The sequence below is a fragment of the Alkalihalobacterium alkalinitrilicum genome (assembly GCF_002019605.1).
GTDB lineage: Bacteria > Bacillota > Bacilli > Bacillales > Bacillaceae_F > Alkalihalobacterium > Alkalihalobacterium alkalinitrilicum.
In genome coordinates, this window is the sequence record NZ_KV917368.1 from 4,830,271 (window position 1) to 4,847,126 (window position 16,856).

The 16,856-nt window shown below is 38.6% G+C and carries 12 protein-coding genes; 8 read left to right on the top strand and 4 right to left on the bottom strand.

The features are described from left to right. The first annotated feature begins 174 nt into the window (after positions 1-174). From BK574_RS23315 to fabG, 4 genes are all read left to right on the top strand, one after another. The gene (locus tag BK574_RS23315) at positions 175-2,295 is read left to right on the top strand and encodes a methylmalonyl-CoA mutase family protein (protein ID WP_142248026.1); all 2,121 of its coding nucleotides are present in this window, start codon (positions 175-177) and stop codon (positions 2,293-2,295) included. Further along, positions 2,292-4,484 (top strand): methylmalonyl-CoA mutase, encoded by a 2,193-nt coding sequence (gene scpA, locus BK574_RS23320; RefSeq protein ID WP_075385846.1) that lies wholly within the window; start codon positions 2,292-2,294, stop codon positions 4,482-4,484. Before BK574_RS23315 ends, scpA begins: the two co-directional genes overlap by 4 nt. Then, complete coding sequence (gene meaB, locus BK574_RS23325) at positions 4,477-5,607, top strand: methylmalonyl Co-A mutase-associated GTPase MeaB (protein WP_078430277.1); 1,131 nt, start codon at positions 4,477-4,479, stop codon at positions 5,605-5,607. The genes scpA and meaB overlap by 8 nt, the downstream gene beginning before the upstream one ends. A 778-nt stretch (positions 5,608-6,385) precedes the next feature. After that, positions 6,386-7,126, top strand: a complete 741-nt coding sequence (fabG, locus tag BK574_RS23330) for a 3-oxoacyl-ACP reductase FabG (RefSeq protein WP_078430278.1) — start codon at positions 6,386-6,388, stop codon at positions 7,124-7,126. Positions 7,127-7,272: 146 nt separating this feature from the next. On the opposite strand, the gene BK574_RS23335 is transcribed toward fabG, so the two are convergent. Next, the gene (locus tag BK574_RS23335; protein ID WP_078430279.1) at positions 7,273-8,208 is read right to left on the bottom strand and encodes an AEC family transporter; all 936 of its coding nucleotides are present in this window, start codon (positions 8,206-8,208) and stop codon (positions 7,273-7,275) included. An 84-nt stretch (positions 8,209-8,292) separates the two neighbouring features. Here BK574_RS23335 and BK574_RS23340 point away from each other — a divergent pair, with 84 nt between their 5' ends. From BK574_RS23340 to BK574_RS23355, 4 genes are all read left to right on the top strand, one after another. Then, complete coding sequence (locus tag BK574_RS23340) at positions 8,293-9,051, top strand: TatD family hydrolase (RefSeq protein WP_078430280.1); 759 nt, start codon at positions 8,293-8,295, stop codon at positions 9,049-9,051. Positions 9,052-9,443: 392 nt separating this feature from the next. Further along, on the top strand, positions 9,444-10,457 hold the full coding sequence (locus BK574_RS23345; protein WP_078430281.1) for a TAXI family TRAP transporter solute-binding subunit: 1,014 nt from the start codon (positions 9,444-9,446) through the stop codon (positions 10,455-10,457). Positions 10,458-10,468: 11 nt separating this feature from the next. Continuing rightward, complete coding sequence (locus BK574_RS23350) at positions 10,469-10,948, top strand: DUF1850 domain-containing protein (protein ID WP_158211733.1); 480 nt, start codon at positions 10,469-10,471, stop codon at positions 10,946-10,948. Between the two features lie 13 nt (positions 10,949-10,961). After that, entirely contained in the window at positions 10,962-13,115 is a 2,154-nt protein-coding gene (locus BK574_RS23355) for a TRAP transporter permease (RefSeq protein WP_078430283.1), read from the top strand. Between the two features lie 57 nt (positions 13,116-13,172). On the opposite strand, the gene BK574_RS23360 is transcribed toward BK574_RS23355, so the two are convergent. The 3 genes from BK574_RS23360 to BK574_RS23370 all read right to left on the bottom strand — a co-directional run bounded on the left by BK574_RS23360 (position 13,173) and on the right by BK574_RS23370 (position 16,732). Continuing rightward, a complete protein-coding gene (locus BK574_RS23360) occupies positions 13,173-13,919 on the bottom strand; it encodes an NADPH-dependent oxidoreductase (protein ID WP_078430284.1) in 747 nt (248 codons plus the stop codon). Between the two features lie 73 nt (positions 13,920-13,992). Next, positions 13,993-14,904 (bottom strand): DMT family transporter, encoded by a 912-nt coding sequence (locus tag BK574_RS23365; protein WP_078430285.1) that lies wholly within the window; start codon positions 14,902-14,904, stop codon positions 13,993-13,995. 61 nt (positions 14,905-14,965) lie between these two features. Further along, the gene (locus tag BK574_RS23370; protein ID WP_078430286.1) at positions 14,966-16,732 is read right to left on the bottom strand and encodes a B12-binding domain-containing radical SAM protein; all 1,767 of its coding nucleotides are present in this window, start codon (positions 16,730-16,732) and stop codon (positions 14,966-14,968) included. Positions 16,733-16,856 lie beyond the last annotated feature (124 nt).

Here is a 16,856-nt window from a genome sequence, read left to right on the forward strand (position 1 = left end):
ATAAAGTGGAGAGAGCCGACTTGGATCGGACGGAGTAAACGATTGATCATTTCCATAGCCGTTCAAAAGAAAAAATGGACGAAGTCGATTGGCTTCATCCTCGTTTTATAGTAACAAGAATGAACTTTTGAACGATCTTAAAAAGAAGGGAGAGAGCGGTAAGTATTCATTGGAGTGCTTACCGCAACTATTATGGGTGATAAAAAAGCGTTAGAACCATTTTGGGAATTTCCAATTCCGTCGTACGATGAATGGCGTGAAGTAACTGAAAAATCGTTAAAAGGTGCTTCTTTTGAAAAGAAATTAGTTACGAAGACGTATGAAGGAATTGCCTTACAACCGATGTATCAACAAAAAGATGCACAAGATTTACCATTTATTGATTCGCTTCCTGGTCAAAATCCATTTTTAAGAGGAGCAGGAGTAGTTCCTACGAAGGATAAAGCATGGGAGATTAGCCAAGAACTCACAGTTTCAACACCTAAGGAATTTAATCTTGCTGCGAAACACGACTTGTCTCGTGGTCAAACTGCACTTCATATCGTACTAGATGAAGTTACCAAGAAAAGGCTTCCTATTGAAGATGCGAAGGGGTTAGTAGGCCAATTAGGGTTAAATGTTGCAACAGTAGAAGATATGCAAGTTGCAATTGAAGATATTGATTTAGCCAATACCCCTGTTCATATCCATACTGGAGTCAATTCAGTTCCAGTTTTAGCAATATTATTAGGTGCGTTACAAAAGAATAATATTGAGGTTTCAAAACTTAATGGTGTAGTCGGAATGGACCCGATTGGCCAATTAGTTGAAAATGGTACGATCGATACAGCATTAGAGGAATGCTATAACGTAATGGCTGATGTCGTAAAATGGTCAAAAGAAAATACACCAGCTCTTCAAACAGTACTTGTGGAAGGAACTCCGTATCATAATGGTGGAAGCAGTGCGGTTGAGGAATTAGCATTTTCATTAGCTACTGGAGTTGAGTACTTACAGGCGTTAACTTCTCGTGGAGTGTCGATTCAAGATGCAGCAAAATCAATTCGGTTTGTTTTCTCAGTTGGCTCAGATTACTTTATGGAAATCGGTAAAATCCGTGCAGCTAGAATTCTTTGGTCTAAAATTGTTACCGCTTTCGGTGGAGAAGAAAGTGATGGACAGCTTTATATTCATGCCCGCACATCTTCATGGACGAAAACAAAGTACGATCCTTATGTGAATATGTTAAGAAGTACGTCTGAAGCATTCGCAGCGGCTGTAGGTGGAGCCAACAGTATTCATGTAAGCCCGTTTGATGAGCCAATCCAAAAGTCAACCGCTTTTTCTCGTAGAATAGCACGTAACATTTCGATTATTTTGCAAGAAGAATCTCATATTGGTAAAACAGTAGACCCTGCTGGTGGCTCTTGGTATATCGAAGTATTAACGAATGAACTAGCTGAAAAGGCTTGGGCACTTTTCCAAAAAGTAGAAATGACTGGTGGGATTGTAACAGCATTACATTCGGGATTACCACAACAGGAAGTTGCTGATACAAAAGCAAACCGTCTCAAAAATATTGAACAACGCAAAGATATTTTTGTCGGGACGAATATGTATGCGAATACGACCGAAAAGACGATTGATGTATTGCCAGAAGATGATTCGGCTTATATTGAAAAACATGTTGCTGAAAAGTTGAAAGCAGGAGCTACGACGGTTCAATTTACAAATGAAACGAATGTTGTGGATCAAGCCATTCAATTTGCAGTTAACGGGGCAACAGTTGCCGAGCTCGCTACTGGATTAGGGCAAACGGAAGTAGCGTTAGCAATTGAGCCGATCGTTCCTAGCAGAGGAGCAGAGAAGTTTGAAGAAATTCGCCAAGCAAGTGAAACGTATGCGAAAGAACAAGGTGAGTCTGTTAAAGTATTTTTAGCAAATCTCGGACCTATTCCTAGTCATAAAGCTCGTGCTGACTTTACGGCAGGTTTCTTTGAAGTTGGTAGCTTTGAAGTACTTCGTAATAATGGCTTTATGACAAGTTCTGAAGCGGCTCAAGCAGCTATTGATTCAAAGGCTAGTGTAGTAGTGATCTGTGGGAAAGATGAAAGTTATCAAGAGCAAGCTGCAGACATTATTAAAGCGATCAAGCAAGAAAACGAAGAGGTTACAGTGATGATCGCAGGGAAGCCAGCGGATGAAGACGAGGCGAACTACCGTAACGCAGGTGTGGATGAATTCGTTCATATTCGATCTAACTGTTATGAAGTTCTAAGGAAGCTTCAAGTCGAGAAAGGAGTTGTTAAAGGATGACGAAGCCGGATTTCACAAGTATATCTTTTACCGCAGAAAAACCTTCTTCTAATTTAGACAACTGGCGCCAGCAAGCGGAGCAAACGACTGGAGCTTCATTAGAAGAACTAACATTTCATACGACCGAAAAAATCGATGTAAAACCACTTTATACAAAAGAAGATACAGAAGGTATGAAGCATCTTGACTATGTGGCCGGGATTGCACCATTTTTCCGTGGGCCATATCCTGCGATGTATAAAGCGCGCCCATGGACAGTCCGCCAATATGCTGGGTTTTCTACAGCGGAAGAAAGTAATGCCTTTTATAGACGTAACTTAGCGGCTGGACAAAAAGGTTTATCGATTGCGTTTGATTTAGCGACTCACCGTGGTTATGATTCTGACCATCCGCGTGTTGTCGGTGACGTAGGTAAAGCAGGGGTTGCCGTAGATTCGATCTTAGATATGAAAATCTTATTTGATGGCATTCCGCTCGATCAAATGTCAGTTTCAATGACAATGAACGGTGCGGTTCTTCCAGTTATGGCCTTTTATATCGTTGCTGCAGAAGAACAAGGGGTAGCACAAGAACTTCTTTCTGGGACGATCCAAAATGATATTTTAAAAGAATACATGGTACGTAATACGTATATTTATGGACCTGAAATGTCGATGAAAATCATCGCAGACATTTTTGAGTATACATCCAAATATATGCCGAAATTTAATAGTATTAGTATTTCGGGTTACCACATGCAAGAAGCAGGTGCAACTGCTGATATCGAATTAGGTTATACATTAGCTGATGGTTTAGAATACGTTAAGACAGGCTTAAAAGCGGGTATCGATATTGATAAGTTCGCACCACGTTTATCGTTCTTCTGGGCCATCGGAATGAACTATTACATGGAAGTCGCAAAAATGCGCGCAGGGCGTCTGATTTGGGCAAAACTAATGAAGCAGTTTAACCCGAAAAACGACAAGTCATTAGCTCTTCGTACACACTCACAAACATCGGGATGGAGCTTAACAGAGCAAGATCCATTTAATAATGTGACGCGTACATGCATTGAAGCGATGGCAGCTGCATTAGGGCATACACAATCGTTGCATACAAATGCATTAGATGAAGCGATCGCTTTACCAACGGACTTCTCAGCTCGTATTGCTCGGAATACGCAACTATATCTTCAAGATGAAACAGGTATTTGTAATGTGTTAGATCCTTGGGGTGGTTCGTATTACGTTGAGTCATTAACGGCAGAACTCGTTGAAAAAGCATGGGCTCACATTCAAGAAGTTGAAGAGCTTGGTGGAATGTCAAAAGCAATTGAGACGGGTCTTCCGAAAATGCGTATTGAAGAAGCTGCAGCAAGACGACAAGCGCATATTGACTCTGGAAAAGAATCGATTATCGGTGTAAACAAATACCGTTTAGAAAAAGAAGATCCAATTGAAATTTTGGATATTGATAACACAGCAGTTCGTGAAGCACAACTTCGTCGACTTGAAAAATTAAGAGCTGAACGTGACCCACAAAAAGTCGAAGCAGCGTTAAACGCGATCACACAAGCAGCTGAAACGGGTAAAGGCAACTTACTTGAACTTGCTGTTGAAGCCGCTCGTGTACGTGCGAGCTTAGGTGAAATTTCTGATGCGATTGAAAAAGTAGCAGGAAGACATAAGGCGGTGATTAGGTCGATTAGTGGAGTATATAGTTCAGAGTTTGGTGATGCAGAACAAGTGAAAGTCGTTCGCACAATGACAGATGAGTTCGAAGAGCGTGAAGGACGTAGACCGAGGATTATGATTGCTAAGATGGGGCAAGATGGACATGATCGTGGGGCGAAGGTTATTTCGACTGCTTTTGCTGATTTAGGGTTTGATGTTGATATCGGACCACTTTTCCAAACTCCAGAAGAAGCTGCATTACAAGCGGTTGAAAATGATGTTCATGTATTAGGTGTAAGCTCACTAGCAGCTGGTCATAAAACACTTCTACCTCAAGTCGTTGCTGAATTAGAACGTCTTGGGCGAGGAGATATTGCTGTCGTAATTGGTGGGGTTATCCCAGCTCAAGATTATGATTACTTGAAAGAAAAAGGAGCTGCCGCTATTTTTGGACCAGGTACAGTTATTCCAGTTGCAGCTGAAAAAGTGTTAGTTGAAGTGAATCGTAGACTAGGTTACGAGGATCACAATGAGTAACGAAAAATCAAGACCAGAATGGGTAACAAATCAAGCTGAAGGCTATGCTAGTCACTACCTTAAAGGAATTGAAGGGGGACATGACGGTATGAGCAATGATAAAAAAACGGTGACAGGGAACCAATTTCCTCGTCGCCGTCAGCTTTCAGTTGACGACTATGTTGCGGGGGTTCTTGAAGGAAATAGGGCAATAATAGCTCAAGCGATCACATTAGTGGAAAGTAATTCACAAAAGCATATCCAACTCGGTCAAGAAGTGTTAAAGAAATTAATGCCTTACACTGGGAACTCCGTTCGAATAGGGTTTACTGGTGTCCCTGGGGCAGGAAAAAGTACACTTATTGAATCCTTTGGTACGATGTTATGTGACCAAGGTCATAAAGTGGCAGTTTTAGCGGTAGATCCATCGAGTAGTTTATCAAAGGGGAGCATACTCGGTGATAAAACGAGAATGGAACAACTATCAAGACATCAAAATGCTTACGTTCGTCCATCACCAGCGGGAGGAACATTAGGTGGTGTCGCCAGAAAAAGCCGCGAGACACTACTTATTTGTGAAGCGGCTGGATATGATGTCATCATAGTAGAAACCGTTGGCGTTGGACAAAGTGAAATTACCGTTCGTTCGATGGTCGATTTCTTTCTTGTAATCATGTTGACTGGTGCTGGTGATGAATTACAAGGCATGAAAAAAGGCGTGATGGAAATTGCTGATGCGATTTTCATAAATAAAGCGGATGGCAATAATAAGCAAGCGGCTTTGACTGCGAGAGCAGAATATAATCGTTTATTACACTTTCTGCAGCCCGCCACCCAAGGGTGGGAAACGAAAGCCTATACAGTCTCAGCTTTAACTGGTGAAGGTGTCCCAAATATTTGGGAAGTAATCCAACAATACGAACAAGATACGAAGGCATCAGGAGTGTTTGACGAACGCAGGAAACAGCAGATGTTAGACTGGGTAAGAACGTTAATCGACGATCAGCTAAAAACACGGTTCTACCAAAATGAACAGGTGAAAGAAAATTTGCCTACCATTGAAAAGTTACTAATCAATGGTGAGACATCCCCAACACTAGCTGTTCAAACGTTATTAAAAATCTATGATGAAGGTACTATCTAAATTGGATAAACCATGGTCTAGGCTCTTTACTGACAGACAATCATCCATACGATTGTATGTGAAGGTTAGGTCTTAAAGGGTCTAGTTTTTTTGTTTTACAACTTTAAATTTAGTGAGATTTATCAAGCGTTGAGTGACGAGGTTGAAGGTGTTTTGGACTTTGCAAAGGATTGACCGATCCCTAATTAATCATTGTGACATAGATCAAGAAAAGCAGCGAAAAATACGGAGCATAAAAGAATCACTTGTGAAAAAGGGATAACCTTATTGGCTGAGGGGATTGAGCGAAAAGAAGAACTATTATATTGTAAAGATATCGGTATTGATTTAGCCCAAGGGTATTTTATAGGAAACCAAAAGCGTCTCCTGTATTCACCCCGTCCATTATCATCTGTAGGTCTGACATCGATTTGTCAGTCTTTTTCTTTTTTGAGTTCTATTTTTCATTTCTTTGTACGTATACTTTGATGAAAGTCTTCTTGGATAAGGCGAAAGTGTATCACGTTTAATTGGGGCTGTGACTCCCACTTCAAAGTACTCAGGAAGCAAGAAAGACAAAGTGTGGGATAAGAGCAAGTAACTGAATGAAGTTTACTTTAAAAGAGATATAATATGACAGGCAGGAGTTGAAGTATATTTGTCGAAGTATAATGATGTCGGAATTGTAAGAAGGAAAGTGATAATTGTTAGATTTTGAAAACGTTCACAAAGTTAAGTACATAGAAGTACTTTGAGTAATTGTGGAAAGTATTAATCTATCTAAATAGGAGGAAGTTTGATGAGATTAAAAGACAAAACAGCAATCATTACGGGTGGAGGAAATGGGATTGGTAGAGAAGCTGCTCTTACATTTAGTAGAGAAGGAGCTAATGTAGTTGTAGCTGATTTTGACGAAGTAGCTGCCGAAGCGGTAGTGGCTGAAATTAAAGAAAACGGTGGTCAAGGAATAGCGGTAAAAGTGAATGTTGCAGATCAAACGAGTGTTACACAAATGGTAGAAGAAACGGTAAATGCATTTGGAACCGTTCACATTTTAATTAACAATGCGGGTATTACAGCAGACGCTATGCTACATAAGCTAACGCCTGAAGATTGGCAAAAAGTCATTGATGTGAATTTAACAGGTGTATTCTATTGTACGCAAGCAGTTATTCCAAAGATGGTCGAACAAGGAAAAGGAAAAATCGTTACGACTTCTAGTGTTTCAGGGGTTTATGGGAATGTCGGTCAAACGAATTATGCAGCAACAAAAGCAGGCGTCGTTGGTATGACAAAATCATGGGCAAAGGAACTAGGCGGAAAAGGCATTAATGTCAATGCGGTTGCACCAGGATTCGTTGAAACGGGAATGGTTGCAAAAGTTCCTGACAAAGTGATTGAAAAGTTAAAAATGACGATCCCAGTTAACCGACTCGGAAAGCCTACTGATATTGCGAATGCGTATTTATTTTTAGCTTCTGATGAATCTGATTATGTAAATGGTACGGTTCTACATGTCGACGGCGGCATTATGATGTAACCACAGATTTTTTCTGTGGTTTTTTTTACACTTTAGAGAGTTTAATTTTTCTAAAGTTATAAAGTATTAGAAAAGCTTCAATCTTTTAAGGATTGAAGCTTGAAAAAGGACATTTTTCTACAAGAGAGCAGCGAGTGTCATTCAATTTAAAGCAACCAGGAAACAAAGAGGGCAACAATCGGTATCGTGAGTAATGACAATAATGTGGAGTAAACGGTTGTTACAACAGCGAGTTCCTCATCGTTTGAATATTGAGCAAATAGGACAGTTGCGAGCATGATCGTTGGCATTGCGGAAAGAATGATCACGATGTTTTTTAATAAGTGATCTAATGGAAGTACATACATAATCGCTAGTGTTACAATAGGAATAACTAAAAGTCGAACACTTAGTGGAAACCACATTTGTCGGTAACCTAAGGATTCTCTTTTTTGAAAAAGCGGTGGTAGTAACATTCCAATATATAGCATTGCTAACGGTGCAGCGAGGCCAGCTAGCATACTCGTTAGTTGTTTAATAAATTGTGGTGGCTCTACTCCTGTTATTACTGCTGTTAAGCCAAGGATGATGGCCAATAAAGGTACATTTAATAGCGCTTTTAATTGTCTAAATTGAAAGCGTTTTTCGGACTGCAACATGTAAATAACAACTGAAAATAAGACGATGTCTAGCCCCGCATCAAAAATAGCTGCTAATAGGCCTCCAATTGGGCCAAAAATGGTTGCACATAGCGGTATTCCGATGAAGCCAGTATTTCCAAGAGCTGCTAAAATGGTCATTTTTTTAGCAAAAGAACTCTTGAAACGACATACTTTTGCTAAAATCCATGCAAATAATAGTGCACCTAAATGAAATAAAATCGACACAATAAAAATGATGAGTACTTGATGTAATAATTGTGATGTTACTTCTGTATTAAAAACACCATTCAAAATAATAGAAGGTACGGCAATATTTAATATGATTAAAATAAGGACATGTTTTATTTCTTTTGTAATATCTGCTTTAAAAGCTAACAACGCTCCTAATGCAATAATAATTCCCATCACGGTTATAGAGGTTACGACAACGTATATTTCCATTAGTAATCCTTCTTTTTTAATAGTAATAGTTTCATTGTAGCTTAATCTTAAGTACTGTCAAAATTTTTTTCTTTGGAGGAATGTATGATTGATTCACATATTCACCTTTATCAGTATGATCAAGTCGAAAAAAGAATGAATCAGTGGCTATCAGAAGGAATTCACAAAGTCGTAGCTGTTTCAAATGATCTCAAATCTGCCTATGAAACGTTAGAGTTAAAACAAAGATTTCCGAATTTTATTCTTGCAGGAGTAGGTTATCATCCTGAACAAAAACCGATGCAAGTACGAGAGATGAACGAATTCATAAACTTGATCTATTCTGAAAAAAAGGCTATTTCTCTAATTGGAGAAGTAGGACTGCCTTACTATGAACTAAATCGATTAACGGAACGTGAACAAGACCTCCATCTGGAGCAGTTTGCTTGGTGGGTGGAAATTGCTCGCCGAGAAAACTTACCGTTGGCCATTCATGCGGTTCACTCTCAAGCTGAACGAGCACTCGCGATACTAAAAAAAGTACCTACCGTTTCTGCTCATTTTCATTGGTTAAAGGCTCCTGTACCAGTTGTTCAAGAAATTGTAGCAGCAGGCCACTTTATTTCATTTACTCCTGAAATTTGTTACCGTGAACGTGATCAAAAACTCGCTGAGATAGTACCACTTACGCAATTGCTGATCGAAACAGATGGTCCTTGGCCTTATAATGGTCCATTTGAACAACTAGAAACAACACCATTATTGCTAAAGCATATTGCAAAAAAGCTAATAGAATTGAAAAATGAACCCCATTGTCAAATCGTTCATCAAACGGTTACGAATACAATTCATTTATACCGTTAGCCTTTAATGGACGACTTATTTTGTTCATCTTTCGTTCATATAAAGTGTTATTTATATCATGTAATACATAATAGGAAATCATGCTAGATAGATGGATGATCAGTCAATAATTAATAACATAAATTCTAGGCATGTACACTAGTTTGCTCTGAATAAAAACAACCAACATAGATTAAAAAGCCTATCAATGAAAGAGTTTGGATATTGGTCCAAGCTCTTTTTTTAGTGCTAAATTCAAAACTTAATAATTTGTTAATATTTCCCTCTCCCTTTCATATTGTTATTAAGAGGAGAATGACGGTTGTTCAGGTTACTTTAGGGTGGTCTGTACTTAAGAAGTCATTTTGTAACTACTCTAGTTTAACTAAATAATAGAAATAGGGGGGAAAGGTATGAAAAAATTGAGTTGGTTCACATCTCTGATGTTTGCTCTCATCTTCTTTTTAGCAGCGTGTGGTAGTGGAGGTACGAATGATGGAAGTAGTGAAGCAGAAATAGATGGTGGTAATACGGATATAGCAGAAGAAGGAGGTATGGTTGATATTACGGTTTTAACTGGTGGAGAACAAGGTACATATTTTCCACTAGGAGCAGCACTTGCGAATAATATTATTAATCCAAACGTTGATAATGTTATTGCTTCTTCATTTTCTTCGGGAGCTTCCGTTGCCAATATAAATGATATTGTGGACGGAGGTGCTGATTTAGCATTAGTACAAAATGATATAGCGTATTATGCTTCAAACGGACTTAATATGTTTGAAGGTGATGTCCCGTTAACAGGTTTCCACGGAATCGCAACATTGTATCCTGAAGTTGTCCAAATTATTACTGCGGCAGACAGTGGGATTGAAACGGTAGATGATCTAGTTGGCAAGCGAGTAGCAGTTGGAGATATCGGTTCAGGTGCTGAAGCGAATGCCAAACAAATATTGGATATACATGGAATCACGTATGATGACATTAATGAAGAATATATGAGTTTCGGTGATGCGGCTGGAAGCATTCAAGACGGTAACATTGATGCTGCGTTCATTACTGCTGGATTACCAACAGGTGCAGTTGAAGCATTAAAAGCAACGAAAGATATTCGACTCGTATCCATCAATGCTGATAAAATTGCTGAAATAAAATCAGAGTATCCTTACTATACTCCGTATACTGTGTCTGCAGATGAATATGGAACACCTTCTGATGCAACAACTGTTGCCGTACTAGCGATGTTAATCGTCAAATCCGATATGAGTGAGGATCTTGTATATGAAATAACCAAAGCGATGTTTGAACATGTGGAACAATTCGGTAATGCCCATCAGCAAGGTCTCAACATTACGTTAGATACGTCATTAGACGGTATGCCAATTGATGTTCACCCGGGAGCACAGCGCTTCTATGATGAACAGTAATGCTCATAAACATGAACAGGAAAAAGGCATTGCTTTTAAGCTTTGCCTTTTTGTTCCTTATTCCTTACAGTATTTTATCGATGACTAAAGCGGAAGCGGAAAACTATTATTTACAAATATATCTTTTAAAAGAAAATGAGGTTTACTGGGAAACGAAAGTGAATAAGAACGATACGTTTTATCATGAATATATTCATTCGGTCGAGCTAAGTCCTGTCAGAGAATATTATTTTATAGTCGAGCAGTATTCACTAGTAGCACAAGAAAGTTGGACGAAATCGTTCGGTGCGGGTTTACCTACAGAAAAGAAAAGGGAGATCGAGTTTAAGGATGGATTTATGGTCATTCGCGATGAGCGACCCATTGAGTATATTAATATGCAATCTTCACATTTATTTCCACATTATTTGTATGTAGGTAAAGAACAGGTAGAGCTGTCTAGTCAGTATTTAAGTGGGAAGCCGTTTCGGATTAGAGTCCTTTTGAAGTAAAGGAGTTGAATTCATGACAAACCAAAAGGAAGAGAGTAGCTACAAGCCTGATACTACGATAAATCAAAAAATGAATGAACTCGCAGGAAGTGATCGTGTCGTGCGTGGGTGGATGGCATTATTAATTTTAGCGGTCACTATTGCGATGTCATTATATCATTTTTATACGGCAGGTTTTGGCTTAATGCCAGGTGTTGGAACAAGGTCACATATGATCATTCATTTAACGTTTGGGCTATCACTCGTTTATTTAATTTTTCCAATCAAAAGAGGGCTAGGACAAAAGTCGATCGTTTGGTATGATCTTTTACTCGCGATCATTGTTGTTCTTATTGGGTATTACTTATACACAAATCAAACATCGCCATCGGTTTTAGCTGGGCGAATGACGATAATGGATAAAGTAGTGGGCATCGGATTACTTGTACTTGTGTTAGAAGCGACGAGGCGCGTGGTAGGGAAACCTTTAGTGATCATTGCTTCTTTGTTTATCGCGTATTTCTTCTTAGGGGGCTATTTAAATCCTCCCTTTAGACATACACGAGCAAACTTTGATAACTTTATTTACGAGATGACCTATACAGGTTCGGGCATTTTTAGCACACCACTGTCTGTATCTGCTACTTATGTTTTTGTGTTTATTTTATTCGGCGCGATTTTGGAGGCTACTGGTGCTGGGAAAATGTTTATCGATTTAGCACTAAGAGCGTTTGGTAAATATAAAGGGGGTCCTGCAAAAGCTGCAGTTGTTTCCTCAGGGATGCTAGGGTCTATCTCTGGTAGTTCAGTAGCGAACGCCGTAACGACAGGGACGTTTACTATACCACTAATGAAAAGAGTAGGATTTAAGCCGCAAGTGGCAGGGGGAATAGAGGTCGCAGCTTCATCTAGCGGTCAATTGTTACCGCCGATTATGGGGGCAGCAGCATTTTTAATGATCGAATATACACCGTATTCATATGCGGAAATTATTACGTCAGCAGCTATTCCAGCCATTTTAAGTTACTTGGCGATCTTATTTATGGTTCATCTTGAAGCTTCGAAAAATAATATTAAAGGTTTGCCTAAAGAATCTCTCGTTTCCGCGCGGAAAACATTAATACAACATGGTTATTTAATATTACCTGTTATTGTTCTAATCTACTTTTTAGTAAAGGGGAATACGGTTCCAAACGCAGCCTTTTTTTCGATCATGATACTCCTTACTTTAGCTGTGTTTACGCATCGCATTCGCGAGAAAATGGGAACAGGGATCTTAATCGCTGCGATTATTGGGGGAATGGCTTATGGAATGCATTTTGTACTGGACTGGAGAATTGAAATCGCGGTTATGATTTCAATTGGAATTTTTGTGGCTTTATTCGTTGTCTTACTACAAACCAAGTATAAAATTGATGCGGCACCTGTTCGTTTTGGATTACGAGAATTAGCAGCTGGTTTTGAGATGGCAGCAAGAAACTCATTGACGGTTGTTGTTGCCTGTGCGACAGCAGGTATTTTAATCGGGGTCATTAACTTAACAGGGCTTTCAGCGAAGATACCGATTATTATCGTTAATTTTGCAGGTGACAATCTTTATCTTGCACTAGCTTTTACTTTAGTGGCTTGTTTAATTTTAGGGTTAGGGTTACCAACGACTGCGACGTATGTCATCTTGGCGGCCATGGTAGCACCAGCACTTGTGCAGATGGGTGTTCCTATTTTGGCGGCGCATTTATTCGTACTTTACTATGGAATTTTAGCTGACGACACACCACCGATTAATTTACCAGCTTATGCTGTATCGGGAATTGCCAATTCTGAACCGATCCGAACAGGTATCCAAGGGTTTAAGTTTGACTCAGGAGCATTGCTGTTACCGTTTGTATTTGCAACGAATACGATTATTTTATTACTTCCAGAAAACGCCGGGCTATATAGTTGGCCTGTTATTGCACAAAATATCTTTACAGCGTTAGTTGGGATTATTGCTTTTGTTATGTTTATTCAAAACTATTTATTTACGAAGCTGCGAATATACGAACGGCTTCTTGCATTAGCGGCTGCGCTCGTACTTATTCACGGTTCTCTTATAACAGATTTGATCGGTATTACCCTGGTTGTTCTACTCATGTCTATGCAATATACGAAAAAGAAGAAAAATGAAAATATCGTCCAAAATGTTTAAAATAAACGGTGCCAGGTACCTTTATTATACTATAGGTGCCTGACACCGTTGAATTATTTAGTTCATATTCTTACAGTTATATCCTTGTTGTTTTAGCATTTCGGCAACATTTTGATAATAAGGTTTGCTGTAAAGGGTACCAATCCGAGTTGACCAATTCGTTTTCGTTTGTCCATTCGAATGCTTTGAAGTATGTTGTTCCATTTGTTCATCATACGTATCAAGGATTTCTTTAAGATTTGAATTATAAGTTTCGGTATGAAGTACTGCTTCTTTAGGAAAACGTAGCTTTTTTACAGGGTCTTCAGCTGCATAACCGATACACAACCCTGAAATAGGAATAACGTATTTAGGAAGTTCAAGTAGGTTAATGACTTCAAGTGAATTTCGACGGATACCACCGATTGGTACACAACCTAATCCTAATGATTCAGCAGCAGTAATCGCATTTCCTAGTGCAAGACCTACATCTGTAGCACCAACTAAAAGGAAATCGACATCCTCTTCAATCGCTAGGGCTAAACCTTCTTTTTCAGCGGCTAAAGAAGAACGATAAAAATCAGCACAAAACACGAAAAAAACAGGAGCTTCATCAACGAACTTTTGATTACCAACGAGTTCTGATAATTTCTTTTTTTTCTGCTCATCTTTTACGCAAATAATCGAAACTTGCTGTCCATTCACCCAAGAAGGGGCTGCTTGAACTGCTTCAACGATGGCTGATAAGTATTCTTCACTTACAGGTTCATTCATGTATTTGCGAATGGACCGATGGTTCTTTAATGTTTCAATGACTTTATTCATTGAAATTCCTCCCATTCTTTTTTCATTAGCATAAGACTTTTTAAGAATAAAAGCAAAGAACCTAACCTACAAATTACACCGATTGATCCATCTTTGACTTCTTATTAAATTTCGTAATCGAGATATTTTGAACCGCAATGACAGAGATAATGACGAGAATTACGCCTATGTATTGCCAGACTTGTAAAACTTCAGCATAAAATAACATCCCGATAAAAGCAGCGACAACAGGTTCTAACGTGGCTACGATAGAAGCTTTGCCTGCTTCAACTTGCCCAAGGCCTTTCGTATAAAAAATAAAGGCTAACACGGTTGGAAACAATCCTAAGCTAGCAGCATAGAGCCAAATTTTTAAATCGGATAGATAGGCCGCCCATGTCCAAATTTGACTTACAGGTAGAATAAATATAGTTGCAAATATAAAAGTATAGGTCGTGACGGTTATTGGATGATATATTTTTAGAGCAAACTTTCCAAAGATACTATACAAGCCGTAAAATAACCCAGAAGCGATTCCTGCAAGAATGCCAAACGTTGTCATTGTGATCAAGCCATTCGGTAGTAATTCGACGACAAGCATACAACCACTCAATGTCAAGGCAAGAGAAACGAGCTTCCTTGCCGTTAATGGTTCTTTAAATAAAATTCGTGACAACAGCAGGACAAATGCAGGAGCCGTATAAAGTAAAATGGCGGCAACTGAAATTGATGTTTCTTGGATAGCAATAAAAAAACACCAATTGAAAAATACCACACTTATAACCCCAGTTCCAATAAAAATGGGACTATCTTTGATATGAATACGAAGCCACTGTCGATTAATAACGAATGCATAGCTTACTAGAAAAATAACTGCACAGCTGACACGGAGAGCAACGACTTGTAATGGAGTTAACCCAAGGCGATAAAGCTCTTGTACAAACAACCCAATCGTTCCCCAAAGCGCAGCACCTGCGGCAATGGATATATAAGCCCAACGATTCAATTTTTCCCCTCCTAATTAAAACTACAACAGGATAATTCAGTTCTAAAGTGGAAAAAACGACTTATGAAAAGGCGCCTTGTTGGAGTTTGGTTAGAGAGCAAGTATAATGTGTTGTTTCCTGATCTTTTGGATTGAAATAAGCGACGATTAATTGCTCTTTACAAACTATTTCATTAGTTTGTAAATAATGATCAAGATCAAAGGATATGACTTCAATCATTGTATGTTTATGAAGATTTTTTTCTGAAAGGTCTAATTCACTAAAAGAGTCGGAAATCAACTTTGGTGATGCAGCAACTGATTTCAAGTAGTGAGATTGTTCGTCTTTTGTTAACGAGAAATTCCACCATGTTGTTCGTGGCTTATGTTTGTGACGAATGAAATAGTCATAGATCATTAATCCTTTAATGATTTCAAGATTATTCGTCTCTCTTTCTTGTAAAAACTGATATAAGCGTCGAAATAAATCTTCAAGTTGGTGACCAATCTTTGCCCAGCCTTGTTGATCCCAATAATCTCCAAATTGTTGAAAAAAATCAAATGGCGATGCAAACTCTTTCGTTACTAAATATTCGATCGTTTCATCCATTCGATGATCGTTCCAATATTTTTCTAACACATCTTCTACCCGTTTAATCCGAACGATGTCTTGAAAAGCGAGCACATTATTGCCTAAAATTTCATATGGGGCGTGCTCCATATAGACATAGTCATGATCGTTTGCGCGAAGACGAAGTCCAGTTCCTCTTAACATTTTTAAGAAACCGAGTTGTAGTTCTTCAGGACGAAGAGCAAATACATCATTAAAAGTATTTTTAAACGACTCATAATTTTCTTCGGGTAAGCCAGCAATTAAATCAAGATGTTGATCGATTTTGCCACCTTCTTTAACGAGTGTTACCGTTCGAGATAGCTTTTCAAAATTTTGCTTTCGCTTCACGAGCTCATTTGTTGCATCATTTGTGGATTGAACCCCAATTTCAAATCGGAAGACGCCAGCAGGAGCATTTTCATTTAAAAACTCCAGAACTTCTGGACGCATAATATCAGCTGTTATTTCAAATTGAAAAACACAGCCTTCGTGGTGATCAATAAGAAATTGAAAAATTTCAAGAGCATAATCGCGTTTAATATTAAACGTTCGATCGACAAATTTTATGAGTTTTGCTCCACTTTTAATTAAGAAAAGTAAATCTGATTTGACTCGTTCAATATCAAAGTACCTGACTCCGACTTCAATGGAAGATAAACAAAATTGACAGCTAAACGGACAGCCTCGACTCGTTTCAAAGTAAGTGACACGCTTTGATAGAGCGGGTAAATCTTCCTGAAAGCGGTAAGGAGATGGAATAGCATTTAAATTTAGTTTTGAACTTGGTGGATTAACAATTCCTTTTCCGTCTTTTCGATATGCCAGTCCAAACACCATATGATATTTTTTATCACGGCTCAATTCATCCAATAACAGTTTAAATGCTTCTTCTCCCTCACCGACAACGATAAAGTCTGCTTCAGGAATTTGGTCAAGCCAGTAAGCAGTATCATAAGAAACTTCTGGTCCACCAAGGACAATTTTCACGTTTGGCATTACTTTTTTTATCATTTCAACGACTTTGATCGTTTCTTCAATATTCCAAATGTAACAACTAAATCCGATAACATCAGGATTTTTTTTGTAAAGGTCAGTCACGATATTCATGATCGGATCTTTTATTGTAAACTCGATCATTTCTATAGGGTATTCAGGTTCAGCATAAGCTTTCAAACAGCGAAGCGCTAAGCAAGTATGAATATACTTCGCATTTAATGTAGTTACAACGACTTTCATTTTAGTTTACCTCTATTCTATAGTACTTTATGTTTACATCAGATGGTCCGAGCCTTTTCTTTGACAAGAATAAAAAAGTCTTATGCTCATTGTTTTGCTTTTGAGCGGTAATTTATACGTTAAG

Excerpts from the sequence above, each read along its gene's own strand:
- BK574_RS23360 (WP_078430284.1), bottom strand. The coding sequence starts at position 13,919 with ATGAATAAAGTCATTGAAACATTAAAGAACCATCGGTCCATTCGCAAA.
- BK574_RS23340 (WP_078430280.1), top strand. The coding sequence starts at position 8,293 with ATGATTGATTCACATATTCACCTTTATCAGTATGATCAAGTCGAAAAA.
- fabG (WP_078430278.1), top strand. The coding sequence starts at position 6,386 with ATGAGATTAAAAGACAAAACAGCAATCATTACGGGTGGAGGAAATGGG.
- meaB (WP_078430277.1), top strand. The coding sequence starts at position 4,477 with ATGAGTAACGAAAAATCAAGACCAGAATGGGTAACAAATCAAGCTGAA.
- BK574_RS23350 (WP_158211733.1), top strand. The coding sequence starts at position 10,469 with ATGAACAGGAAAAAGGCATTGCTTTTAAGCTTTGCCTTTTTGTTCCTT.
- BK574_RS23335 (WP_078430279.1), bottom strand. The coding sequence starts at position 8,208 with ATGGAAATATACGTTGTCGTAACCTCTATAACCGTGATGGGAATTATT.
- scpA (WP_075385846.1), top strand. The coding sequence starts at position 2,292 with ATGACGAAGCCGGATTTCACAAGTATATCTTTTACCGCAGAAAAACCT.
- BK574_RS23345 (WP_078430281.1), top strand. The coding sequence starts at position 9,444 with ATGAAAAAATTGAGTTGGTTCACATCTCTGATGTTTGCTCTCATCTTC.
- BK574_RS23355 (WP_078430283.1), top strand. The coding sequence starts at position 10,962 with ATGACAAACCAAAAGGAAGAGAGTAGCTACAAGCCTGATACTACGATA.
- BK574_RS23370 (WP_078430286.1), bottom strand. The coding sequence starts at position 16,732 with ATGAAAGTCGTTGTAACTACATTAAATGCGAAGTATATTCATACTTGC.